Source organism: Gilliamella sp. BG2, from assembly GCF_046635645.1.
GTDB lineage: Bacteria > Pseudomonadota > Gammaproteobacteria > Enterobacterales > Orbaceae > Gilliamella > Gilliamella bombi.
Window position 1 is genome coordinate 22,546 of the sequence record NZ_JBIDFF010000003.1, and the last position, 24,413, is coordinate 46,958.

At 35.4% G+C, this 24,413-nt stretch carries 19 protein-coding genes and 2 pseudogenes; 16 read left to right on the forward strand and 5 right to left on the reverse strand.

Features of this window, described 5'->3' with window-relative positions:
• The first annotated feature begins 232 nt into the window (after positions 1-232).
• From ACGH6Q_RS02010 to citG, 15 genes and pseudogenes are all read left to right on the forward strand, one after another.
• On the forward strand, positions 233-1,291 hold the full coding sequence (locus ACGH6Q_RS02010; RefSeq protein WP_174798656.1) for a methionine ABC transporter ATP-binding protein: 1,059 nt from the start codon (positions 233-235) through the stop codon (positions 1,289-1,291).
• An 85-nt stretch (positions 1,292-1,376) separates the two neighbouring features.
• Positions 1,377-1,976, forward strand: coding sequence for a methionine ABC transporter permease (locus tag ACGH6Q_RS02015; protein ID WP_370738298.1), 600 nt, complete (start codon positions 1,377-1,379; stop codon positions 1,974-1,976).
• 287 nt (positions 1,977-2,263) lie between these two features.
• On the forward strand, positions 2,264-3,079 hold the full coding sequence (gene mlaF / locus ACGH6Q_RS02020) for a phospholipid ABC transporter ATP-binding protein MlaF (RefSeq protein ID WP_218056394.1): 816 nt from the start codon (positions 2,264-2,266) through the stop codon (positions 3,077-3,079).
• Positions 3,079-3,858, forward strand: coding sequence for a lipid asymmetry maintenance ABC transporter permease subunit MlaE (gene mlaE / locus ACGH6Q_RS02025; RefSeq protein ID WP_296302526.1), 780 nt, complete (start codon positions 3,079-3,081; stop codon positions 3,856-3,858). Before mlaF ends, mlaE begins: the two co-directional genes overlap by 1 nt.
• Positions 3,859-3,868: 10 nt before the next feature.
• Positions 3,869-4,459 (forward strand): outer membrane lipid asymmetry maintenance protein MlaD, encoded by a 591-nt coding sequence (mlaD, locus tag ACGH6Q_RS02030; RefSeq protein ID WP_296302527.1) that lies wholly within the window; start codon positions 3,869-3,871, stop codon positions 4,457-4,459.
• Positions 4,460-4,468: 9 nt separating this feature from the next.
• Positions 4,469-5,113 carry a phospholipid-binding protein MlaC gene (gene mlaC / locus ACGH6Q_RS02035; protein ID WP_411591656.1) on the forward strand — a complete coding sequence of 215 codons (645 nt, stop codon included), beginning with the start codon at positions 4,469-4,471 and terminating at the stop codon, positions 5,111-5,113.
• 5 nt (positions 5,114-5,118) lie between these two features.
• Complete coding sequence (locus ACGH6Q_RS02040; RefSeq protein ID WP_296208569.1) at positions 5,119-5,391, forward strand: STAS domain-containing protein; 273 nt, start codon at positions 5,119-5,121, stop codon at positions 5,389-5,391.
• 91 nt (positions 5,392-5,482) lie between these two features.
• Positions 5,483-5,740, forward strand: coding sequence for a BolA family protein (locus ACGH6Q_RS02045; RefSeq protein WP_065560910.1), 258 nt, complete (start codon positions 5,483-5,485; stop codon positions 5,738-5,740).
• A 96-nt stretch (positions 5,741-5,836) separates the two neighbouring features.
• Positions 5,837-7,864 (forward strand): oligopeptidase A, encoded by a 2,028-nt coding sequence (gene prlC / locus ACGH6Q_RS02050; RefSeq protein ID WP_411591658.1) that lies wholly within the window; start codon positions 5,837-5,839, stop codon positions 7,862-7,864.
• On the forward strand, positions 7,851-8,582 hold the full coding sequence (locus ACGH6Q_RS02055) for a class I SAM-dependent methyltransferase (RefSeq protein ID WP_065589434.1): 732 nt from the start codon (positions 7,851-7,853) through the stop codon (positions 8,580-8,582). Before prlC ends, ACGH6Q_RS02055 begins: the two co-directional genes overlap by 14 nt.
• 21 nt (positions 8,583-8,603) lie before the next feature.
• Positions 8,604-9,293 carry a 16S rRNA pseudouridine(516) synthase RsuA gene (gene rsuA, locus ACGH6Q_RS02060; protein ID WP_411591659.1) on the forward strand — a complete coding sequence of 230 codons (690 nt, stop codon included), beginning with the start codon at positions 8,604-8,606 and terminating at the stop codon, positions 9,291-9,293.
• Positions 9,294-9,421: 128 nt separating this feature from the next.
• Entirely contained in the window at positions 9,422-10,663 is a 1,242-nt protein-coding gene (locus ACGH6Q_RS02065; protein ID WP_208610424.1) for a Bcr/CflA family multidrug efflux MFS transporter, read from the forward strand.
• Positions 10,664-10,668: 5 nt separating this feature from the next.
• Positions 10,669-11,190: a gamma carbonic anhydrase family protein gene (locus tag ACGH6Q_RS02070; protein WP_411591660.1), complete on the forward strand. Its 522-nt coding sequence runs from the start codon at positions 10,669-10,671 to the stop codon at positions 11,188-11,190.
• 147 nt (positions 11,191-11,337) lie between these two features.
• Positions 11,338-14,331 (forward strand): annotated as a pseudogene (locus tag ACGH6Q_RS02075) (DNA translocase FtsK 4TM domain-containing protein); the annotation flags it as partial.
• Positions 14,332-14,430: 99 nt separating this feature from the next.
• On the forward strand, positions 14,431-15,324 hold the full coding sequence (citG, locus tag ACGH6Q_RS02080) for a triphosphoribosyl-dephospho-CoA synthase CitG (RefSeq protein ID WP_065636796.1): 894 nt from the start codon (positions 14,431-14,433) through the stop codon (positions 15,322-15,324).
• Positions 15,325-15,463: 139 nt separating this feature from the next.
• Here citG and ACGH6Q_RS02085 read toward each other — a convergent pair whose 3' ends face one another.
• The 5 genes from ACGH6Q_RS02085 to ACGH6Q_RS02105 all read right to left on the reverse strand — a co-directional run bounded on the left by ACGH6Q_RS02085 (position 15,464) and on the right by ACGH6Q_RS02105 (position 22,848).
• On the reverse strand, positions 15,464-16,606 hold the full coding sequence (locus ACGH6Q_RS02085; protein WP_411591662.1) for an AAA family ATPase: 1,143 nt from the start codon (positions 16,604-16,606) through the stop codon (positions 15,464-15,466).
• Positions 16,603-17,466, reverse strand: coding sequence for an RNA ligase family protein (locus tag ACGH6Q_RS02090; protein ID WP_411591664.1), 864 nt, complete (start codon positions 17,464-17,466; stop codon positions 16,603-16,605). Before ACGH6Q_RS02090 ends, ACGH6Q_RS02085 begins: the two co-directional genes overlap by 4 nt.
• 817 nt (positions 17,467-18,283) lie before the next feature.
• Positions 18,284-19,825: a hypothetical protein gene (locus ACGH6Q_RS02095; protein ID WP_411591666.1), complete on the reverse strand. Its 1,542-nt coding sequence runs from the start codon at positions 19,823-19,825 to the stop codon at positions 18,284-18,286.
• 716 nt (positions 19,826-20,541) lie between these two features.
• Positions 20,542-21,243, reverse strand: coding sequence for a response regulator (locus ACGH6Q_RS02100; RefSeq protein ID WP_034914423.1), 702 nt, complete (start codon positions 21,241-21,243; stop codon positions 20,542-20,544).
• A gap of 15 nt (positions 21,244-21,258) precedes the next feature.
• Complete coding sequence (locus ACGH6Q_RS02105; RefSeq protein ID WP_174798669.1) at positions 21,259-22,848, reverse strand: sensor histidine kinase; 1,590 nt, start codon at positions 22,846-22,848, stop codon at positions 21,259-21,261.
• 276 nt (positions 22,849-23,124) lie between these two features.
• On the opposite strand from ACGH6Q_RS02105, the pseudogene ACGH6Q_RS02110 reads away from it, so the two are divergent.
• Positions 23,125-24,411, forward strand: a pseudogene (locus ACGH6Q_RS02110) (2-hydroxycarboxylate transporter family protein); the annotation flags it as partial.
• Between the last annotated feature and the right edge of the window lie 2 nt (positions 24,412-24,413).

The window sequence follows — 24,413 nt, forward strand, 5'->3', positions numbered from 1 at the left end:
CTCTAACACAGAAAAAAGCATTCATTTATTCCAAGTAATTCTATCTTATAACTATATGGAATAAGATATAAAAAACGATTATTAGAGCAACAATTTAACCTGTGATACCGTTAGATATATCAATTATTGTCAATCGTTGAATATGCAATATAAACACCTGCAATAAATGATTCAGCCAAATTGCCTAAGCAAGCACTTATTCAACTAGAACAAAATAAATAGGTGATGAACAATGATTAAATTTGAACATGTCTCAAAACAATATGAAAGAAATGGCGTCACAACACAAGCTTTAAACGATATTAATTTAACCATCAGTAAAGGTGATATTTACGGCATTATTGGTTACAGCGGCGCAGGTAAAAGTACCTTAGTGCGCTTAATTAACTTTCTTGAAAAACCAACACAAGGCAATGTCATTATTCAAAATAAACTATTAAATCAATTATCTAGTAATGAATTACGTCAAACCCGTCAAAAAATTGGTATGATTTTTCAGCATTTTAATTTGCTTGAATCAAAAACCGTATTTGAAAATATTGCTATTCCTTTAATTTTAATCAAAAAAGGTAAACATTCGATTAAACAAAAAGTCTATGAACTTTTGGAATTTGTTGGATTAAGTGATAAAGCTAACAGCTATCCCAAAGAGCTTTCTGGTGGGCAAAAACAGCGTATTGGTATCGCCCGAGCATTAGCCAACGGTCCTGATATTTTACTATGTGATGAAGCAACTTCAGCACTTGATCCACAAACCACTCAAGCTATTTTAGATTTAATCAAAAAAATCAATGAAGAATATAAAATAACAGTCGTGTTAATCACTCACGAAATGCATGTAATTGAACAAATTTGCCATAAAGTTGCAGTAATGGAAAAAGGCAAGATTATAGAACAAGGTAACGTACTTGACGTATTTGGACAACCAAAACACCAAACTACTCAAAATTTTGTTAGCTCAGTGATCAACGATCAAATTCCAAATGGTGTTGTGGAAAATTTGTTAGAAATAGAAGGTAAAAAAGACAATATTAAATTATTTAAGCTCGAATTCTTAGGAAGATCTGCGTCAGAACCCGTGATGAATTCACTTATACTGCAACAAAAAGTTATCGTCAATATTTTGTTTGCCCATATGTCAGAAATCGAAAAAACGGTTTTAGGTAGTATGTTTGTTCAACTAAAAGGTAACGATAGTAATATCAAAGAATCAGTACATTACTTACGTGAGTGCGGTGTGCAAGTCACTGAAATTAAACATTGGGAGATGAGTAAAAATGGAAATATTTAATACTATAATTGACTATTTGGCCTCTTGCTTTGCAACATCAGTAACCACTGAACAATTTGTTCAAGCATTCTATGACACCCTAATTATGGTAGTTTTCTCCTTAATTTTAGGTTCATTAATCGGAATTCCACTTGGTATTTGCTTAGTTACAACAAGACCTTATGGACTATTAGAAAATCGTCGAGTGTTTCGAATTATCAACCCGATTATTAATATAGTTCGCTCATTGCCTTTTATTATTTTATTAGTTGCTATCCAACCTTTAACAAAGGTCATTGTAAATAGCTCTATTGGCACTATAGCAGCGATTGTTCCGTTAACATTTTATGTTGCTCCTTACATTGCTAGATTAGTTGAAAATTCATTACTTGACGTGAATAGTGGTATTATTGAAGCGGCTCAATCAATGGGAGCGACGCCAATACAAATTATTTGGTATTTTATGTTACCAGAGGCATTTAGCTCTTTAATTTTAACGCTTACAACTGCTACTATAGGTTTAATTGGTGCTACAGCGATGGCTGGTGCTATTGGTGCTGGCGGTATTGGTGATTTAGCTGTGTCATACGGTTATCAACGTTTTGATAATACTGTTACTTATATCTGCGTGGTGATATTAGTTATCGCTATACAATTTATTCAAAGCACTGGTAATTATTTAGCTCGTAAAGCACGGCATGAATAAAACACATAATCACTTTTAGTTATGCATGATCAGTAAAAAATGGGGGGAGCTAAAATATAACTTTCCCCATTTATTATTTAGAAAAATAGCCTTAATTATCTTTTATCTCTCTAATAAGATATTTTACGTAAAACCTCTGTTTGCCTATAAAAATCAGCCATCGAGTATAAAAACTATTTATTGAGCAGTTATACACAAATAGGCAACACGTTTAATTGATTTCTTTATTTACAAATATCAAGTAAAATAAGCAAAATTTTACCATTCTAGAAATCTAGGAAATCAATGTGACAAACGCATTACAACAAAATTTGGTTGAAATTCACGATATGTCTTTTTATCGTGGAACAAGGCCTATTTATAAAAATATGAGTTTGAATGTCCCTAAAGGAAAAGTGACAGCAATCATGGGACCTTCAGGAATTGGTAAAACCACACTACTAAGGCTCATTGGTGGTCAATTAAAACCGCAGTCAGGAAAAATTTTATTCGATGGAGAAGACATTCCAAGCATGTCTCGCTCCCGACTTTATGAAGTACGCAAACGCATTAGCATGTTATTCCAATCGGGAGCTTTATTTACCGATCTAACTGTGTTTGATAATGTTGCTTACCCACTACGTGAGCACTTCAAATTACCTGAACCTATATTGCATAATTTAGTCTTAATGAAATTACAAGCTGTTGGTTTACGTGGTGCAGCTCAAATGATGCCATCGGAACTATCTGGTGGTATGGCAAGGCGAGCAGCATTAGCTAGAGCCATTGCGCTTGATCCCGATTTAATTATGTTTGATGAACCTTTTGCTGGGCAAGATCCTATATCTATGGGTGTTATTGTTAAACTGATATCTGAAATCAACCAATCATTAGGATTAACCTGTATCGTTGTTAGCCATGACGTGACCGAAGTGCTCAGTATTGCAGATTATGCTTATATTGTAGCCGAACAACATATTATTGCAGGTGGTACATCACAGCAATTACGTGATAATGATGATTTACGAGTAAAACAATTCCTTGACGGGTTGGCTGATGGTCCAGTACCTTTTCATTATCCTGCTGAAGATTACAAATTAGACCTAAGCAGAGGTACAAAATAATGTTAAATATACTGGCAAAATTAGGACAATGGTTTATTGATGTCATTGCAATGATTGGTCGTTCTGGTGTGATGCTCTTTAGGGCATTAATTGGTAAGCCACAATTTAATAAACAATTCCCATTACTCATTAAGCAATTTTATTTTGTTGGAGTACAATCACTCACTATTATTATTGTTTCTGGTCTTTTTATTGGCATGGTTTTGGCCTTGCAAGGTTATTTTATTCTGACCACTTTTGGTGCTGAAGCCAGCCTTGGAATGATGGTAGCCCTTGCCCTACTTCGTGAGTTAGGTCCTGTTGTTGCTGGTTTGCTGTTTGCAGGTCGTGCTGGCTCTGCATTAACGGCTGAAATCGGCTTAATGAAAGCAACTGAGCAGCTATCAAGTATGGAAATGATGGCAATTGATCCATTACGACGTATTATTGCACCTCGTTTTTGGGCTGGTTTTTTCAGTATGCCATTTTTAACTGCAATTTTTGTTACCGTTGGTATTTTAGGTGGTGTTATTGTAGGTGTTGATTGGAAAGGTATTGATGCAGGCTTTTTTTGGTCATCTATTCAAAGTAATGTTGATTGGTGGCATGATCTAGGTAACTGTTTTGTAAAAAGCTTTGCATTTGCCATTGCTAGTACTTGGATTGCACTGTTTAATGGTTATGATTGCGTACCAACATCAGAAGGAATTAGTCGAGCAACAACAAATACCGTTGTTTATTCATCATTAGTTATTTTGGGGTTAGATTTTATTTTAACCGCATTAATGTTTAGTCATTGAGGTCATAGACATGAATCGTAAAGTTGAAATTACCGTTGGATTATTTATGGTGCTGGTTATTTGCTCAGTGCTATTTTTGTGTTTTAGAGTTACCGATCCAACATCATTTGCTAGCCATAACACTTATCGTGTCTATGCTGTGTTTGAAAATATCGGAGGATTAAAAGCTCGCTCACCTATCAAAATTGGTGGGGTAGTCATTGGCCGCGTCAATAATATTTCGCTAAATTTGTCGAATGGTAATCAATACAAACCTTATGTAGCAATGGATATCGATACACAATATAACAAAATTCCAAGTTCAAGTTCACTTGCAATTAAGACATCTGGAATACTTGGAGAACAATTTATTGATATCAATATAGGCGTTGATAGAGAAACAGAATTTAATATTGACGCAATAGGCGTTGACCCTGCTGTTGTAGCTAAAGCAGAAAAAAATAAAACTCCGCCATACTTACTCGAAGGTTTTGTTGTGCAAAACACCACACCAGCCATCATTTTAGAAGATCTTATTGGTAAATTCCTTTACAGCATAGGTGGCTCATCAGATAAAGACAAAGCCAACAAAGATAAAAAAGAAGATACAATTGAAAACTAAGGAGTTAACATGTTAAACAAATTTAAAACAACCATTTTTTTAGTATTAGCTTTATTGTTTAGTTCTACAGCTTTTGCTGAAAACGATCCCTATAAAGAAATGCAAGTTGCTGCTGATAAGATTTTTAGCACCATGAATGCACAATCTGCAGCTTTAAAATCAAACCCTAACAAACTCAAAGAGATTGTAAAATCGGATCTATTACCTTATGTACAAGTCAAATATGCTGGCGCATTGATTTTAGGTAATTATTATAAAAGTGCAACAGAGGCACAACGCACAGCTTATTTCGCGGCTTTTGAAAACTATCTGGTACAAGCTTTTGCTCAAGCATTATCTATGTATAATGGTCAAACCTATCAAGTTGAATCGCCAAAAGATTTAACTGGCAAAACACTTATTTCCATTCGTGTTTTATTAAATCAACCGGATAAAAATCAACAACCATTACGTATTGATTTCCAATGGCGTAAAAACTCTGTCACTGGCGAATGGAAAGCTTATGATTTAGTTGCAGAAGGCGTCAGCATGATCACCACCAAGCAAAATGAGTGGTCAACAATTTTACGCCAAGATGGTATTGACGCATTAACTAAACAATTAACTGATCTTTCAAATCGCAATATTGACCCAAACGCTAAACCAAAAGGCTAGCCATAATGTCGCGAATAAAAACAGAAAAACAACAAGAAATATTATCTTTACAGGGTGAACTTGATGTTCACTCTTTAAACGATTTGTGGTCAACACAAAATACTATTTTAAATGGTGTAAATTGCATTGATGTTGCTCAACTTACTCGGGTTGATTCTTCAGGGCTCGCAACTTTAATTTATTTTTGCAATAAATATCATGTAAAGCTCAAAGGTATTAATCCTCAGCTACAAACATTAATTACATTGTATGATCTACAACCTGTAATTAATATTTAGAAAATGTTAATTTTTATACTGAAACACATAGTTACCGGAAACTTTTTAACAACCCCCACACCATAATTTACATTAATGATGAGTATGAATAATGGATAAACAAGAAATTATAAACAAATTAAAAAATTCGCTTGAACTTGATGATGTACATGTCCTAACCGATGATGGAAGCCATTTCCAAGTTATTGCTGTAGGAGAATTATTTGCCGATTTAAATCGAGTGAAAAAACAACAAGCAATCTATGCCCCTTTGGCTGAATTTATTAATGATAACCGTATTCATGCGCTTTCTATAAAGACTTATACCCCCACTGAATGGCAACGTGAACGCAAACTTATGGGATTATAACCATTTCTTAGCATGATAATCCCTTGAATTAATTGTTTTCGCCACCATATTATGTTGTATCAATAGACAACACCATTTGTATAAAGGTATCGCTACATGACTAATCCATTATTAACAGATGCACCATTACCCCTTTTTTCACAAATTAAACCCGAACATGTTTTGCCTGCTATACAAGAAACTTTAAAAAACTGCAGAAATACCATTGAAGCAGTATTAAAGCAAAATAGCCAATATACTTGGGATAACTTAATTCAACCAATTGATGAAGCAGACGAAAAATTTGGACGAGCTTGGTCTCCAGTTAGTCATCTTAACTCAGTTAAAAATAGCCCTGAATTACGTGAAGCTTATGAAGCTTGTCTGCCATTACTATCTGAGTACAGCACATGGGTTGGGCAACATAGACCTTTATATCAAGCTTATAAGCAACTCAAAGAAAGCGAACAATATGCTACTTTAACCAAAGCACAGAAAAAAGTGGTTGATAATGCACTACGTGATTTTGAATTATCTGGAATTGGCTTACCCGATGACAAACAGAAACGTTACGGTGAAATTGTCGCAAAATTATCAGAATTATCCTCAAAATATAGTAACAATGTGCTCGATGCCACCATGGGATGGTCAAAATTAATTACCGATATCAAAGAACTATCTGGCATGCCTGAAAGTGCGCTTTCTGCCGCAAAAGAACAGGCTAAATTAAAAGATAAAGAGGGCTGGTTACTAACCTTAGATATACCAAGTTATCTTCCCGTCATGACCTACTGTGATAATCGTGATTTACGATTTGAACTTTACCAAGCCTATAATACTCGTGCGTCAGATCAAGGACCAAACGCAGGTAAGTGGGATAACACTGAAATTATCAAACAAATCTTAACGCTTCGTAATGAGCTTGCACTATTACTAGGCTTCGATAATTATGCTAATAAATCACTAGCAACAAAAATGGCAAGCTCAACCACCCAAGTGATTGAATTTTTGACTAATTTAGCAACTAAAGCTAAACCTCAAGGTGAAAAAGAGTTAGCAGATCTTAAACGTTATGCTTATGAGTTTTTTGGCGCAAGTGACATCAAACCATGGGATATAGCTTATTATAGTGAAAAGCAAAAACAGCATTTGTACGCTATCAACGATGAAGAATTGCGCCCTTATTTCCCTCAACAACGAGTTATTAATGGTTTATTTGAAGTAGTGCATCGCATTTTTGGTATTACAGCCAAAGAGCGACAAGGCGTTGAAGTTTGGGATCCTGAAGTTAAATTTTATGATCTCTTTGCCGCAAATGGTGAGTTAAAAGGTAGTTTCTATCTTGATTTATATGCACGTGAACATAAGCGTGGCGGCGCTTGGATGGATGATTGTATTGGTCGTATGCGTTTTGCTGATGGTCATGTACAAAAACCCGTTGCCTATTTAACTTGTAACTTCAATCGCCCTGTTGGTGATAAACCAGCACTATTTACACACGACGAAGTCACAACCCTTTTCCATGAATTTGGTCATGGTTTACACCACATGTTAACCGAAATTGATACTTCGTCAGTTTCTGGTATTAATGGGGTGCCATGGGATGCTGTTGAATTACCAAGTCAATTTTTAGAAAATTGGTGCTGGCAGCCTGAAGCGCTTGCATTCATATCTGGGCATTATCAAACTGGTGAACCGCTCCCTGCGGAAATGTTAGAAAAAATGCTAGATGCTAAAAACTATCAAGCAGCACTATTTATTTTACGCCAATTGGAATTTGGTCTTTTTGACTTTAAATTACATACACAAAAAGATCCTGATATTTTAAATACATTGGCTGAAATAAGAAAGCAAGTTGCGGTTGTTCCTACCGTTGAATGGGGAAGATTTCCACACGCATTTAGCCATATCTTTGCTGGTGGTTATGCTGCAGGTTATTATAGCTATTTATGGGCAGAAGTATTATCCGCTGATGCATTTTCACGTTTTGAAGAAGAAGGTATTTTCAACGCTAAAACAGGCAATGCATTTCTTGATAATATCTTGTCACAGGGTGGTAGCGATGAGCCTATGACATTATTTAAAAACTTCCGAGGGCGTGAACCTCAACTTGAAGCATTACTTCGTCATTATGGTATCCACTAATTCTAACTTTGCTCAGCTAAAATTATTAGCTGAGCAGTGGTTATCCACACATGCTGATCTTCCATTCGCTCTTGTTACCCAAAACAATCAACTTGAGTTACAAAAAACTGACGAACCAAAACTAGGGGCAATATGCGTAAACTTTGTTTCTGGAACAATGGCTCATCGTCGCCAATTTGGTGGTGGACGTGGCGAAGCAATTGCTAAAGCAGTAGGTATCAAAGGTGAGTATTTACCTACAGTTCTTGATACCACAGCAGGGCTTGGTCGAGATGCATTTGTTTTAGCATCAATCGGTTGCCATGTCACTATGTTTGAAAGGCATCCTGTTGTTGCTGCATTGCTAGAAGATGGCTTGCAGCGTGCCTACCAAGATCCCCAAATCGGTAGTTGGCTTGAGCAACATTTACGTTTAATTTATCATTCAAGCATTGAGGGATTGAGCACTTACCCTGAAAAACCTGATGTTATTTATCTCGATCCAATGTTTCCGCATCGTCAAAAAAGTGCGCTTGTCAAAAAAGAGATGCGCATTTTTCAACTATTAGTTGGTAGTGACAACGATGCTGACAGCTTATTAGAACCCGCAAGGCAACTTGCCAAAAAACGTGTAGTTGTAAAAAGGCCCGATTATGCTCCTTTTTTAGCCGACCAAAAACCAACGGCAGAAATTAAAACTAAAAATCACCGTTTTGATATATACACACCTCTAGAGTAATACAAGGATATTGTTTAAATTATGCGATTAGATAAATTTCTCGCTCATCACTTAGGCGCTAGCCGCACTATTGTAACCAAAGAACTCAAAGCTAAAAAAGTGACTGTCGATGGTGAAATTATAAAATCAGGTGCTTACCAGTTATTACCCGAGCAAGTGGTTGAGTATGATGGTTATGAAATCATACCCGTAACCAATAATCGTTACTTTATGCTTAATAAACCTCAAGGTTATGTCTGTTCGACTGATGATCCTGACCACCCTACTATACTTTATTTTATTGATGAACCAATGCCTGAAAAATTGCATGCAGCAGGTAGACTTGATCTTGATACTACAGGACTTGTTCTACTTACTGATGATGGTAAGTGGTCACACCGTATTACATCACCCAAACATCATTGCGAAAAAGTCTATGCCGTCACGGTTGAACAGCCATTATGTATTGAACTGATTGATATATTTAAAAATGGTATCCAATTAAAAAATGAGAAATCACTTACCAAACCAGCGAAATTAAATATTATTGATGACTTTCACGCTGAATTAACTATTAGTGAAGGACGATATCATCAAGTTAAACGCATGTTTGCAGCAGTCAATAACCATGTTGTTGAATTGCATCGCAAACAAATAGGTAAGGTAATTCTTGATATACCTGAAGGTGAATATCGACCACTTTCACAAGATGAAATCGACTCGTTTAATTGACACATATAATTTACATTAATCTTAATAGCAACTTTCCATTTAGATAAATGAATATTTTTTAAATAATTTTATCTCATTTATATGACATATTTTAGGTGCATTTTAAAAAAATTTGAAGGAAGTATGACGTGCCAACTCAAGATTGTTTAAGTGATATTAAAATTTCCAAACAAGCGCTTATTTTTATCCTTGGATTACTTTCTATGTTGATGCCTTTATCCATAGATATGTATTTACCTAGTATGCCAACGATTGCACGCGACTTTAATGTTACCGATGGCACGGTACAGCTAACAATTAGTTGCTATTTATTAGGATTTTCTGTTGGACAACTTTTATTTGGACCACTCACAGATAGTTATGGGCGTCGTAATGTTCTCATTTTGGGTCTAATTATTTTTATAGTTGCGGCGTTAAGCTGTGGTATTGCCAACAATATTAATCAATTAATTACAGCTCGCTTTTTCCATGGCATTGCGGCAGCGGCTACAGCAATAGTCATTAATGCGTTAATGAAAGATATTTATCGTGATCGTGACGAATTTTCTAAAATGATGTCGTTTGTCATGCTGATATCCAATGTAGCACCATTACTCGCACCAATTATTGGTGGATTTATTTTATATTGGTTTAATTGGCAAGCCAATTTCTACACTATTAGCCTAATTGCTTTGACTTGCTTTGGTCTAGTGATCGCATTTATTCCTGAAACACTTACAAAAACAAAATGCGATAAATTCAGTTTAATTCGTATTTTAAGTAATTTTATTACACTGTTCAGGCATCGCCAAGTATTAACTTATATGATGTTAGGTGCATTTTCTGGAGCTGGATTATTTTCATTTTTAAGCTTAGGACCTTTTGTATATATGAATCTACACGGTGTTGCATCAACTAATTTTGGCTACTACTTTGCATTCAATATAATAGTTATGGTGTTTATGAATACATTAAATAGCCGTTTTGTTAAACATGTTGGCTCGATTAAAATGATGCAGTTCGGTCTTTTGGTCCAATTTGTTATGGCAATAGGCCTTACCATCGTAACATTATTTAATCTCGGATTTGCCTATCTTGTTATTTGCATTGCAGGATATATTGGTTGTATGTCAACCATTGGTGGAAATAGTATGGCAATCGTTTTAGACTTTTATCCCTATATTGCAGGTACAGCCTCATCTCTTGCTGGTACAATTCGTTTTGCAATCGCTGGGGCAATAGGCATATTATTATCATTATTGGTATCAACTCCAACTGCACAATCCATAACGGTCAATAATACAACAGAGTGGCTAATGGTTGGCTCTATGGTGTTATGTAATTTTATTTCTGTGAGCTTATTTTTGAGTGTCAAAAATAATAAAAGGTAATAATTATGATCTATCAACTAGGTGATTTACATCCACAAATTCATCAAAATTGTTTTATCGCAAAATCTGCTGATATCATTGGTGATGTCGTTTTACAAAAGGGTGTTTCTATTTGGTTCAACGCTGTTTTACGCGGTGATATTGCTCCCATACATATTGGTAAAAATAGCAATGTGCAAGATAACACTACCATCCATATTGAAACAGATATCCCTTGCATTATTGGCGAGAATGTCACTATTGGGCATAATGTTATCCTACATAGTTGCACCATTGAAGATAATGTATTAATTGGTATGGGTAGTACTATATTAAACAATGCCAAAATTGCAAAAAATTGCCTTGTTGGCGCCAACTCGTTAGTAACACATACCATACCTTATGAAGAAGGTTGTTTAATTATGGGATCACCCGCAAAAATTATCCGCAAATTAACTAAAGCTGAAATTACAGCAAATATCACTAATGCACAACGATATGTACAAAATGGTATAAGATTTAAAACTAGCCTACTTCCTGTTGCATAATAACCCAACAATAAATTGCGTTTTAAACAGTATTGGCTCTGTGAGCAAGCACAATTTATGATAAAATGCCAGCTATTTTAATAGCAATAGTTTTTAGGTACTTGTTTGAAAAAGCCCAAAATTACAAAAAAACAGATCATCACTCAATTGATTCTACTAACAATAATAGGTTTATCTGTTTGTTTATTTCTATCGCAATTCAGTTACGATCCATCCGATCCAGGTTGGTCTCGTACAGCTTGGCACTATCCTATTAGTAATTTTGGTGGTTATGTTGGTGCATACATCTGTGACGTTCTGTTTCAATTTTTAGGCTTTATTGCTTATAGCCTACCTTTTATCGCTATTTTTATTTGTTTACAGTCAATCGTTTATTTTTATAAACATGCTAATGATCCTATAAACTACTTTAGTCTTTCATTTCGGATTATTGGTGTGTTAGCATTTATATTTAGTGCTACAGGATTTTTTGCTTTAAATATTGCTGATTCTGAACAATTTGAAGCGGGCGGTTATTTAGGTGCGATAGTCATCGAAAGCCTTTTACCAATTATAGATAGCATTACTTTATCCTTAATTCTTCTTGGAACTTGCTTGGCCTGTGTCACATTATTAACTGGATTATCATGGTTAAATCTAATTGAGAAATTAGGTGCTTTTGTCATGATTTTACTACTACCGATCAGATGGTTAATTAAGCCTCGCACAGCCAATAAACTTAAACAACCAGATCCACAAAATGAAAAATCAATAGCGCAGACTGGTGAGGAAATAAAAGAGCCTCAATTTACAATACCTTTTGATACAAAACTAGATAAAAAATCAGATGATGATATCAATATCATTCCAACATCAAATGCTATCTCTAGTGCTGAAACAATTCAAAATCAGACTGCAAATACCATCATATCGGCTGACGATAAAACAATCTCAATAAAAACAACCGATGAATTAATCAATTCATCCCACAAAGATACTCAAGTACCGCAGTCAACAACAGCGCCCCTAACAAGTGATAATCCACCAAATAAAGAGCTCGATCCTAACGAGATTTTATCTCGCCTTGAATCAATTATTCAAAACATGAATGGAAACAAAGCTACTCCAGAGCAAGAGCAAACCTTGTCTTCATCAATAGAACAAATAAAACAGGTAATACAAACACAAAAATCAGAAGAAAAACTACCATTCGATGAACCAGAAAAATACACAATTTCAGATGCACCAAGTAAACCACTGTTTACATCAGTACACAACGAACCCAAAATTAATTTTACAAATGAACAAACACCGTTTGAATCATCCATCAACCTTTCAGCTATAGAAACAACTGAAACCAAACAACCATTTATTCAAGAACCACAGGTTATTACAAGTACAAAAGACACTGCATCTATAGAAGATATAGAAAACATAACAGATACAGAGACTGAAACTGAAACTGAAACTGAAATAAAAGAAGTGAAAGCAGACGTAGAACAACTAGAATATGTTGACACTGAAGCTCTAAAAAAAGCAAATCCAATTATTGACGATATCTATCCTGAAGAAGATCGTGTTGAAGATATTCAACATAATCATTTCAATGAAAATGACGAAGATAGCTTAATTCATCCGTTATTAAGACGTAATGATAAACCGTTACCTAAACCGACTACACCACTACCGTCACTGAACTTATTAACTGCGCCACCAACAGCTCGAATCGAAGTCGATCATGGTGCCTTAAACGCAATGTCGGAACTGATTGAAAAAAGTTTATCGGATTATCGAGTGAAGGCAAAAGTGGTTGATTATTTACCGGGACCTGTGATTACTCGATTTGAAATTGAACTTGCACCGGGTATCAAAGCGGCACGAATTTCAACGCTAGATCGTGACTTAGCACGATCATTATCAATGCCATCGGTTCGTGTAGTTGAAGTTATTCCGGGAAAACCTTATGTAGGTATTGAATTGCCCAATAAAAATCGTCAAACAGTCTATTTTAGAGAAGTCTTAGACAGCCCTCAATTTAAAGATGCTCAATCGCCGTTAACTGTCGTATTAGGGAAAGATATTGCTGGGCAATCAGTGGTTGCTGATCTTGCTAAAATGCCTCATTTACTTGTTGCTGGTACTACTGGCTCGGGTAAATCAGTTGGTGTTAATGCGATGATTTTAAGCATTTTATATAAATCGCAACCTGAAGATGTCAGGTTTATTATGATTGACCCCAAAATGCTAGAGTTATCTATTTATGAAGGAATACCACATTTATTAACACAAGTGGTTACTGATATGAAAGATGCCGCTAATGCATTAAATTGGTGTGTTAACGAAATGGAACGACGCTATCGTCTAATGTCAGCATTAGGTGTGCGTAATATTGCTGGTTATAACGAAAAAATAAAACTAGCAGAACAAATGGGCAGACCAATTCCCGATCCACTTTGGAAACCAACTGATAGTATGGATCTTAATATGCCGACACTCGAAAAATTACCCTATATTGTGGTCATGGTCGATGAGTTTGCTGATTTGATTATGGCTGTCGGTAAAAAAGTCGAAGAACTAATTGCACGGCTTGCTCAAAAAGCGCGAGCAGCAGGTATTCATCTAGTCTTAGCCACACAACGTCCATCGGTGGATGTCATTACGGGCTTAATCAAAGCGAATATACCAACTCGTATCGCTTTTACAGTATCAAGCAAAATTGATTCTCGCACTATTTTAGATCAAATGGGAGCAGAATCATTACTTGGTATGGGAGATATGCTTTATTTAGCCCCTAATAGCTCCATTCCAATTCGTGTTCACGGTGCATTTGTGCGTGATGAAGAAGTGCACGCCGTTGTGCAAGATTGGAAAGCACGTGGCACACCAAAATACGTTGAAAATGTCACAGTTGCGACCGATGATAGCGAAAATGGCAATTCCAACTCGTCAGATGAAGAACTCGATCCATTATTTGACCAAGTTGTTGCTTTTGTCATAGAAACACGAAGAGCTTCTATCTCTAGCGTACAACGAAAATTTAGAATTGGCTACAACCGAGCAGCCCGAATTGTCGAACAAATGGAAGTAGAAGGCATTATTAGCGCCCCAAGCCATAATGGAAATCGGGAAGTACTAGCTGTATCAACACATAACGATTATTAGTTTTATCACACACCAATCCATTTAAAAGAGTGGCTTGGTGTTTACATCATAGCATCATGCAAATTAATTAAATCGAATCCCTATAGGTAACCAATAGTAATGAGTGATTATTCTCAGCAAGTAGCATTATTAGAATTACAACTCAATAATGACCCTAACCGATGTTTACCTGCGCAATTAGCAACTAAAGCATTAATCAAAGAAATTTGCTTATCACCAAAACCCGGATTAGTTGATATGAATAATAGTGGAGCACATCGTGATATGGATTTCCAGACCTTTATTCAAAGTATTAGTGCTATTTGTGTCTGGTTTGAACGTTTTTACCAATATGGTAAAACATCAGCTTTGCATAAAAATCAACTTTTTTTAGCTGGCATTAGACCAATTGGTATTAATTGCGAACAAGCGATGTTTAAAGCCACCAATCAAGTTAATACTCATAAAGGCGGGATATTTGCCTTTGGTTTGCTGCTCGGCGCTATTGGCAAGTTAGAGCAATTAAACTTACCAATCAACATACAAAGCATTTGTAACGAAGTTTCATCCATTTGCCAAGGCATTGTTCAAAGCGAGCTAAAACAAAATAATCTAACAAATTCTGTTGGTGAAAAGCTATTTAAACTCCATAACCTTACAGGAGCAAGAGGAGAAGCAGAATCAGGTTATGCAACAGTTAGAAATATCTCACTGCCTATCTTTCAACAAATGCAAAAGAACGGCTATGATGAAGAAACTTGCTTATTACAAGCGATGTTACATTTACTTGCTTTTAATCAAGACACTAATGTAGTTTCACGAGGTGGACTTGATGGCTTGACCTTTGTCCAAGAACAAGCGAAAAAACTCATCAAACAAGGTGGCGTAATCAATCCCAAAGTACGAGAAAATTTATATCATCTTGACAGTGAATTAATAAAACGTAATTTAAGCCCTGGCGGATCGGCGGATTTAATTGCGATTACTTGGTTTTTGTCTCAATATAATGGATAAAACAAGACAATAAAAAGATAAGATTTATTGATAAAAAAAGTAATTAAAAATAACAGAATTTAATATTTAACACTATTCTCCAATTAATTTTGGGGCTTTAATATCGGCCCCAATTAATATAACCAAAGATGAGTAATAATTATTGATTAATAAAATAACTCACCTTATGTGCTTCAGTCGGTAATGGAACTTCCCATTTATTTAATAACCGCTGAATTGCTTTATTTGGCAACGTAGTATCTCGTGCTGAATTACGGCGATACAACTCTTTTTCTGGTTGTTCAAGATAGACAATTTCCACATTCGCATGATAAGCATAAAGCAAATCGAGTGCTTTTTGACGCATTTCTTGCGATAAGTGGGTCGCATTCCAAATAAAAGGTTGTTTTGTTCTTAACCACTGTTTAACCTTTGCTAACACAAACTGAATAACCAGCCCTTCGTTTTCACCGTGCTTTAGTTTTAGCTCAGATCTAGCATCATCATAAGAAGCAACATCCCATGTTGGATAATGTTTACTCACCCAACTATTTTTACCCGATGCAGGTAAACCAGCTAGCATAATCACCTTAGATCCTTCTTGAGGATATAATGCATAATCGGGTAATACATTACTACCTCGAAAATATTCGATACGAGTATAATCATCAACAAATTGGCGAGGTTGATATAAACACCCTTCTTCAAGTGCCAATTGCCTAAAGAGTTCAACTTCATCAAGCGCTCGGCGTTTATCAGCACAAATACGACCTTCCATATCTGCTTTAGCTTGCAAACACAACATCCAAATAGGCAATTGCCACGATAAGCGGTGAATTAAATATTCGGGTGATTTATTTCTTACGTCATCACTTAAAGCAAAAAAAGGCACTTGATGTACACTAATAATTCGGCAGATTTGTTCCCGCAAATCAAATGGCACCCCCATTCGCCATAATAATATACGACTACGGATCTCGCCTTTTTTGGAATGCCTTGGTTGTGTAATTTTACCTGTCAACTCATCTATGACGGTGGTTTCTGGCTTAGCGATATCATGTAATAAAGCAGTCATAAATAATACAAACTGCTCATCTTCTGTTGCGTTGGTAAACTCTTCTTGCGTTAATAATGCACGCACAACCATTTGCGTATGAACCCAAACGTTCCCCTCTCCATGATGCGAGGGATCTTGTGGCGTTATTATTAAACTATTCAATTCAGGAATACAGGTTAACCATGGGCTAAAATCATCTGTTGCCAACGTACTTGCTATTTGTTGTTTTAGTACTTGGTAATTCATAATTTACCCCCGTTTAGGCATCCATTATTCCAATTCACTGTTAATTGAGGTGTATATAACTCAACACCTTGAGCCAATTGGTTTGGAATAAAAGGCTGTTCACTATGATGTTGCCCTGCATCTAAAATCGCCTGAACAAAATCCTGCCTAACCCATTTTAATCGATCAATGGTTTGTTCTTCCGATTCGATTTTAAGATATAACCCTTCCATCAAGTCAGAGTTATCGCATTGTTGCCAAGCTTTGCTTAAGTCAAGCTTTTCACGCATCACGATTTGTTCAAAGCAAGTACGCCAATTAGCGGTTTTAGCCAAAGATGGTTTGACTAACGCCAATAAATCGCTCAATTTAGAAGGTGCAATCCCTGCAAACAACACAGGCACCGATAAAACTGGACCACCAGCTAATAATTGATGTCGCTTTAGGGTAGATAAAAAACAGTTTTGTTGTCTATCCCAAATATCAAACTCGCAAAAATAGTGCGGTAAAGCATCATAAAAAATAGCATGTTTTTTGTGTAACCATTCACCATAAAGGATATAGCGATCTTCTAAACGCTCAAGTAACCAACGTTCATGTACCACTGCCCAGTGTTTTAGTAGGTTAAATTGTCGTTCTCTTGCACCACCCAATAAATAGTGTCCTCGTGATTGTAATAATAATTCACCATAAGCCGAAAAACTAATTGCACAATTTGCGCCATCCAGCTTTTCTTCAACAACAATATATTTACCTGCAAGTTGGTTATAAGGACGTTGTCCATGTTCACTATCACCAAACTGTAAGCGTGAGCTTTCTAGGTGCGGTGTTCGTGGATATTTAATTAATTCTAAATTTTGAATATAAGATTCCATTGTCATAATGTTTTCTCCAAAAAAATAAGGGAAAACCGACAAGGCAAAAATCTATAGATTGAATTGCAACGAAAGGGCTTAGATGATACTAAGCAAAAGACAATATGATAGAAGATACCAAGTCGGCATTAAGATAAAGTGTTAACTAAAGGCATTTTGCCACCTCGCTATAACAAAAAATTCAGGTTAAAAAAACGGCGCTATTATCAACAGTTGCTCATGCTTTGTCAAGTTTAATTATAATAAATAATCATTTATGGAAATAACTAATTATAAATTATTTGTTTTTGCAAAAAATACAAATAAAATCAACACGCTAACTGACTATTTTTGCTACAGCCCTTTATCAGCTCTGGGCTTATTCTAATGCTAGATTAATGACTATATTAACCTTTAAGTGTTGTGAAAAATCGAAATGTTTTTCTATAAAACAGCTTAGATATTCAATTGATTTTATTAAATTTTTATTGGTTATTTTTTCATAGAATTAAATACTTATAGTCCGTTTTTGGGGATTTTGTATTTAAGTAAAGTCTATGTGGATGAGGTTAAGTTTCGGACGTTTTAACCTTTGGGAAAATAAATAACGCTAGAGTCAACATCCGAAACATTACCGAACAAATTACATTTAAAACTTACCCTTTTAATGCCAACCATGCCTATGCGTAGTCGGTCGGGAGCATTTTTTGACTTTCAGTCATTAATGCAGTCATACCTGCTCAGCGTCCAACTGAGCGGGGGCTGGATTCTTTGTTAGATTACCTCTATTATTTGTACCAGAATCGCCCCTTCGCCCTAAGGATTAAGGACTAAACGCTAAAAACTAAGGTGTGGTGCAAACAGCATAATAGCCGAAGGTGGCACCCATGTTATTGCTATTGATATAGCCTGTGTCGGAGTAGACATAAAACTGACTGTTAGATATGGCATCACTCATCCAGTAACCATAGTGGGAGTGGGTGCTGTAGGCGAAGTCCGCATCAGCATAATGAGACATGTAGCCCCACTCCGTGAAAAATCCAGCTCCAATTCGACGCTGGTAACCATTCCAAACTGAAGAAGGCGTGGCGCCAGAAATAGGAACACTAGCTGTTCTGACTGCATTGGTTAAATCTCTTACCTGCGAAAGACGATACCCCAAACGACTACACCATGTTGTTTGAACAGGAACTGTATCGTATTTACTTCCTCGGTTAACAAACCACTGCTTTAACTTAAATCCATACCTTACCACTACATTATTACTACGATCCTTTCCCACTAACTCAAAGGTTTTTGGTAACCTTGGCTTAGCTATTCGATTAGGATTAGGGTTGTTCCATTGATTTCTTGCCTCTGGACCTGTTAGCCTAACACGAGCTACGGCTTTTCCCTTATCCCAATTAGGAATCCACCTATCATTAGGTACAACATTTGCCACTGTTGCAGTAATTCCCTCATGCGTGACAGGTGCCCATGTCAATTCATTTATATCTACTCCACTTATGAGTAAATCAAAATATAAATTATGCGCACCTGTAGTTGGGAAATTTAAATCGTAAGATGATGAACTTGTAGATTGAGTTAGAAAACCCTTAGTAGTACTCCATATGCTAGATGGGCCAGCAAATTTAGGATTGTCGTTAGAATCGATACCAGTCGTACCACCATATAGCAAATTCGGCCTGACCGAACAAATAACTGGTTGTGGCGGCGGAGTGATATAATACACCGCAGTACCTTCACTGAAAGTACTACTTTTGGGCACGCCATACTGCGTTGCTAAACTACCTCCCGTACTACTTAATGTTATCTTATAAGGTGCCTTACAAATATCTAATGCATCACGACGACTAACGGTATTACCATTTTTATCCGTAAATGATACCGATATATTCCCCATTGCCGTTACCTGATTATCACCATCATCATCGCCCCATTTACCCTGTGTCACCAAATCATTTAAGCTCACTGAATCAGCTGGCTGGACTATCATATCGATATTAGCCAAAGTATCCCCTATATTAGGTAACTCGATTGGCACTGTCGATGATGAAGGATTATTTTGCGGTGTGAATGTTCGTCCATTTGATAATTTAATAGTTAATAAGTCATCTGTTTTAGTCACTTTAGTAACACCGCCATCAAAAGTTAAATAAGGCGCAGTACCATGAATGCGCTCAGAAGTCGTGGCCGATAATGCCTGCGATTCAAAAGAGTATGGCAATAACAACAATAGCGCTAATACCAATGGAACTTTTGAAAATAATTTTATGGATAATTTCGAAGATATAAATGAGTTTCGTGCAAAAACTCGTCGAATAGGGTTATTTGATAAATTTAAGACGTAGGTTAGCCAGTGCTTGTGCCTTGTGCCTTGTGCCAAAAATGATACTGCATTACGTTCCTCGTGTCAAGTAATATTTTGTTTTATTTGGATTTTTTATAATTATTCTCTTATTTTCCTATAGCAATAAGAGTATAGCCGTTTAAAAAATAGTTGGCTAGTTTTTTAGCGGACTTTTTTGTAAAGAAATGTAAAGATGAAAACGATTCGGTTTTATAGATAGGTTAATTTTATAATTAAAATAGGGTGTTATGTTTCCGTCATTTTGAGATTTGGTGAAATTATTAATATCTACACCTACATTCCAGCTCACCCTATTTAGTGGAATAACCTCGGTTAGCTATTGGCATATTTAAACCCCATGGTAAAGCAAGTATATTAATCTTGTGGTATTGTTAGATTTTTTGCTCTAAAAACGTTCAGGTAGAGCATTGATTTTATTGAAGTTTTTTATTTCATTTTTTTAATTAAATCAGACAGTTATAGAGGACAGTGGTATTGTTTGAAGTAGTGGTTTTAAATATTTTTCCCTTTTGGGGAAATGAGTAGTATCGGTGGTAACATCCGATCCAAACATCCTTGTTTGGCGTACTACCTTACTCAGTTGCTGCGTATTCTAACGCCAAAATAAGGTAGATATAGGTATTTGGTTGTTATATAAGCTGTTTTTTCCTTTGTTACTAGTACCAATAACTAAAAAAAACTCAAATAGGTATGTTTTCAAAGCTAGTATTTTATCTGAAACAGATAAAATACTATTTCCCTAAACGTTTATATAGCCTTTCTGGTCGTCCAATTTTTCCATGATTAAGTTCGACTGTTAATAATTTGATTTGTACACAATATTCTAAATATCGCCTAGCGGTCGTTTTGCTAATATTGGCTTTTTCGACTATTTCGTCAACAGTGAGTGCTTTATCGGTTTGCATAAATAAGTCTTTGACTTTTTGTAGCGTGATTTCTTCAATCCCTTTGGAGTGGCGGTTCATATCAACAAAATCTTTAGTTTGCAAATTGAAAAGTTCGTCTATTTTTCGTTGATTGACATGTTTTTGTAGGCTTTGTCGGTATAAAAATAGTTCAAAACGCTCAAGCGAGTGTTTTAGCCTTTGGTAAGATACGGGCTTTATTAAGTAGTCAAAAGCGCCATAACGAATCGCTTTACTACAAGTATCCATATCACTTGCGGCTGTAATAAAAATAACATAGCAATCTAGATGATTATTTATGATGTATTCAAATAATTCTATTCCTTTGCCGTCAGGTAAATAATTATCGAGTAATATTAAGGTCGGTTTTAGTTTTTCTACCATTATTTTAGCTTCTTCTAGTGTTGAAGCTATTCCAATTACTTTAACCTTTGTATCTTTTTGAATAAACTCTGCATTTAGTTCTGCTAAAATTGGCTCATCTTCAACAATAAGCACTTTGATATTATCTTCTTGAAATTGATTCATATAATTGCCTTTTTATTATTTAGGTATAAATACAGAAAAAATTGTTCCATAAGGGGTATTATCTTCAAATGTAATATAACCATTGGCCTTTTTTATATAGGTCGAAACAAGGTGTAAACCAATACCGTGTTCTTTACCTTCTTGCGATGTGACGCCAGGTTCGAAAATTGAATCGCGAATATTTTCATCAATGCCACAGCCTTGATCAGTTACCTCTAATACAACTTCATTTGTTGCGTCGCTTAGATAGAGATAAATGGTTTTATCACCACGATCATTTTTTAAGCTAGCATTAAAAGCATTATCAAGCAAATTTCCTAAAATTGACATAAATTCTATTTCGGTGATAAGTGAAGGTAATGCATTTAATTGGCATGCTGGATCAAATACTAGATTTAAGCCAATTTCGTGTGCTTTTGAATATTTGCCAATTAATAAACCACATATAGCCGGCACATTAAAATGTTTGGTAATAAAGTCTAAATTACTTTGGTTATCGGCAGAATGCAATGCAATAAATGATTGCGCTTCATCATACCGTTTCATATATATTAAACCTGATAGCGTTGCTAACCAGTTAAGATGTTCATGCCTTAATGCGCGTAAATTATCGACATATTGTGTTACTTGCGTTAATTGCATACTTAATACATTAATATCATCAAAATTACGAAAAGTAATTACCCAGCCTTGAATTTTATCATCAATAACCACTCGAACTCGGCTGGCAATAACAATCATGTTATTGAAATAGCATATATGATCGTGTATGTCTTCAGTTTGATTTTCTTTTTTGTAGATAAAGTCACTTGAGGTGATAAATTCGCTTAAATCATGTTTATGTAACTCGTCATCATTTATCTTAATATCTAACATTGTGCGAGCAGATTGATTAATATTGATAATTTTATAATTAAGATCAATGGCGATAACACCTTCAAAAATCGATTCCATGATCGACTTTTGGCTTTTTACCAGTAGTGCGATTGCTTTAGGCTCTAAATTGAACATCTGTTTTTTAATTGCTTTTGAAAAACAGTATGAAAAGATAAATAATGCTAAGAATAACAAGGAACAAAAAATGATAAACGGTATAAACTGTTTTATATGCAATGCATAAATACCATCAATCATATAACCGACCGAGACTATACCAATAATCTTACCGTTTTCAATAATTGGAGCTTTCCCCCTTAATGCTAGACCAAGAGAACCCTCACTAATAGTGATGCTACTATTACCGTTAAGAACCTCTTGATTATCCCCTCCTACCATGGGGGAATGTAAAGGGCTATTAGCTGTATGAAATAAACGGTTAGCATTAGCATCGCCAATAACAATATAGCTTGCATCACTTTGTTTAAATATATCTGTGATTAAATTAGCTATTTTATTTGTGTCTTTATCTTTGACATATTCAATTAAACTTGGTAAAACAGATAACTCTTTTGCTTGAATTTGCGCTTTTTCGCCCAAACTTCGATACAAATTTGTTTCAGTTGTGTTCCAAATATAGCTTTGTAATAGCGCAAGAACAATCAACGAAAAAAACAAAAGCGATAAAAAAAGTTTTGTGGTAAATGATAAGTGGATTTTTCTTCGCATTTTTGTATTTTCTTTTCAAATTAAGTTCAAATAAGTGTATCACAGCATAAAAAACATATATCCTTTAAAACCATAAAAACCACAGTTAATTTATGATTTATATCACAAAAATTTCATTAATTTTTTGTAAATATACCCGCCAATAATTTTGAATAAATCAACTTATTTTGGAGAAAAAAATTAATGGTGAATTTTAACTCATCTGAGAAAAACATTAATGGAAAAGAATCAACGGGTAAGACTGTTACAGAAAATCTAACAGGTTGGCCATATAATTGGTGGCGTCTGATGGATAACTACAAAATTGGTGTTATCCCACTTCCATTATTTATTATCGCAGGTATTCTTATTTTCGCTGAAGTGTTAGTAACAGGTAAATTACCTAGCGAAATCGTTGTAATGGTAGTTACTTGTGCTTTTTTTGGTTTTCTATGTGGCGAAATTGGTAAACGTTTGCCGATCGTTGGAAAAATGGGAGCTGCCGCAATTTGTGCAACCTTTATTCCATCTGCATTAGTTTATTATGGTATTCTTCCTGAACCAGTCGTTGTTGCAACAAAAAAATTCTATAAAGATACACATATTCTTTATTTATATATCTGTTGTATCATCGTGGGTAGTATTATGAATATGGATAAGAAAACACTTATCCAAGGATTCTTAAAAATCTTCGGCCCAATGGTATGTGGTGAAATCGTTGGTATGCTTGTTGGTGTCGGCGTTGGTTATTTACTTGGTTTAACACCATTTGAAACATTTTTCTTCTTAGTATTACCTATTATGGCTGGTGGTGTTGGTGAAGGTGCAATTCCACTTTCAATCGGGTACGCTTCAATCTTAGGTATGGAACAAGGTGATGCGCTTGGTCGTGTTTTACCAATCGTAATGTTAGGTGGTTTAACTGGTATTATTTGTGGTGGTATTTTAAATCGTATTGGTAAAGCTTATCCGCACTTAACTGGTAACGGTCGACTATTACCAGCAGATGATGAAGTTGCTGATAAAAAAGCAGCTAAAACTGAATCGATTATTGATGTAACTACATTCGCTTCAGGTGTATTATTAGCAGCTATTCTTTATATGGTTGGTATGATTGGTCACAAAGTGACTGGTATTCCAGCACCAGTAGGAATGCTATTTGCAGCAGTTTTTGTTAAATTAGTATCTGGTGTTTCACCTAAAGTATTAAGTGGGTCACAAGTTGTTTATAAATTTTTCCAAACGTCTGTTACTTACCCAATTTTATTTGCGGTGGGTGTTGCTATCACTCCTTGGGAAAAAATTGTAGATGCATTCACAATCACAAACCTAATTGTTATTGTTTGTACAGTTGTTAGTTTGGTTACTACTGGTTTCTTTGTTGCTAAAAAACTTGGTATGTATCCTGTTGATGCTGCTGTTATTTCTTGTTGTCAAAGTGGTCAAGGCGGAACTGGTGACGTGGCAATCTTAACTGCTGCAGAACGTATGGAACTTATGCCGTTTGCACAAATTGCAACTCGTATTGGTGGTGCAATTAATGTATCAGTATCATTACTTATTCTCGGCAATTTCTTAGTATAGAT

What these genes read in the sequence shown, in the direction of transcription:
- ACGH6Q_RS02010 (WP_174798656.1), top strand. Translation starts at nt 233, where the DNA reads ATGATTAAATTTGAACATGTCTCAAAACAATATGAAAGAAATGGCGTC.
- ACGH6Q_RS02015 (WP_370738298.1), top strand. Translation starts at nt 1,377, where the DNA reads ATGGTAGTTTTCTCCTTAATTTTAGGTTCATTAATCGGAATTCCACTT.
- mlaE (WP_296302526.1), top strand. Translation starts at nt 3,079, where the DNA reads ATGTTAAATATACTGGCAAAATTAGGACAATGGTTTATTGATGTCATT.
- mlaD (WP_296302527.1), top strand. Translation starts at nt 3,869, where the DNA reads ATGAATCGTAAAGTTGAAATTACCGTTGGATTATTTATGGTGCTGGTT.
- mlaC (WP_411591656.1), top strand. Translation starts at nt 4,469, where the DNA reads ATGTTAAACAAATTTAAAACAACCATTTTTTTAGTATTAGCTTTATTG.
- ACGH6Q_RS02040 (WP_296208569.1), top strand. Translation starts at nt 5,119, where the DNA reads ATGTCGCGAATAAAAACAGAAAAACAACAAGAAATATTATCTTTACAG.
- ACGH6Q_RS02045 (WP_065560910.1), top strand. Translation starts at nt 5,483, where the DNA reads ATGGATAAACAAGAAATTATAAACAAATTAAAAAATTCGCTTGAACTT.
- prlC (WP_411591658.1), top strand. Translation starts at nt 5,837, where the DNA reads ATGACTAATCCATTATTAACAGATGCACCATTACCCCTTTTTTCACAA.
- ACGH6Q_RS02055 (WP_065589434.1), top strand. Translation starts at nt 7,851, where the DNA reads ATGGTATCCACTAATTCTAACTTTGCTCAGCTAAAATTATTAGCTGAG.
- rsuA (WP_411591659.1), top strand. Translation starts at nt 8,604, where the DNA reads ATGCGATTAGATAAATTTCTCGCTCATCACTTAGGCGCTAGCCGCACT.
- ACGH6Q_RS02070 (WP_411591660.1), top strand. Translation starts at nt 10,669, where the DNA reads ATGATCTATCAACTAGGTGATTTACATCCACAAATTCATCAAAATTGT.
- citG (WP_065636796.1), top strand. Translation starts at nt 14,431, where the DNA reads ATGAGTGATTATTCTCAGCAAGTAGCATTATTAGAATTACAACTCAAT.
- ACGH6Q_RS02085 (WP_411591662.1), bottom strand. Translation starts at nt 16,606, where the DNA reads ATGAATTACCAAGTACTAAAACAACAAATAGCAAGTACGTTGGCAACA.
- ACGH6Q_RS02090 (WP_411591664.1), bottom strand. Translation starts at nt 17,466, where the DNA reads ATGACAATGGAATCTTATATTCAAAATTTAGAATTAATTAAATATCCA.
- ACGH6Q_RS02100 (WP_034914423.1), bottom strand. Translation starts at nt 21,243, where the DNA reads ATGAATCAATTTCAAGAAGATAATATCAAAGTGCTTATTGTTGAAGAT.
- ACGH6Q_RS02105 (WP_174798669.1), bottom strand. Translation starts at nt 22,848, where the DNA reads ATGCGAAGAAAAATCCACTTATCATTTACCACAAAACTTTTTTTATCG.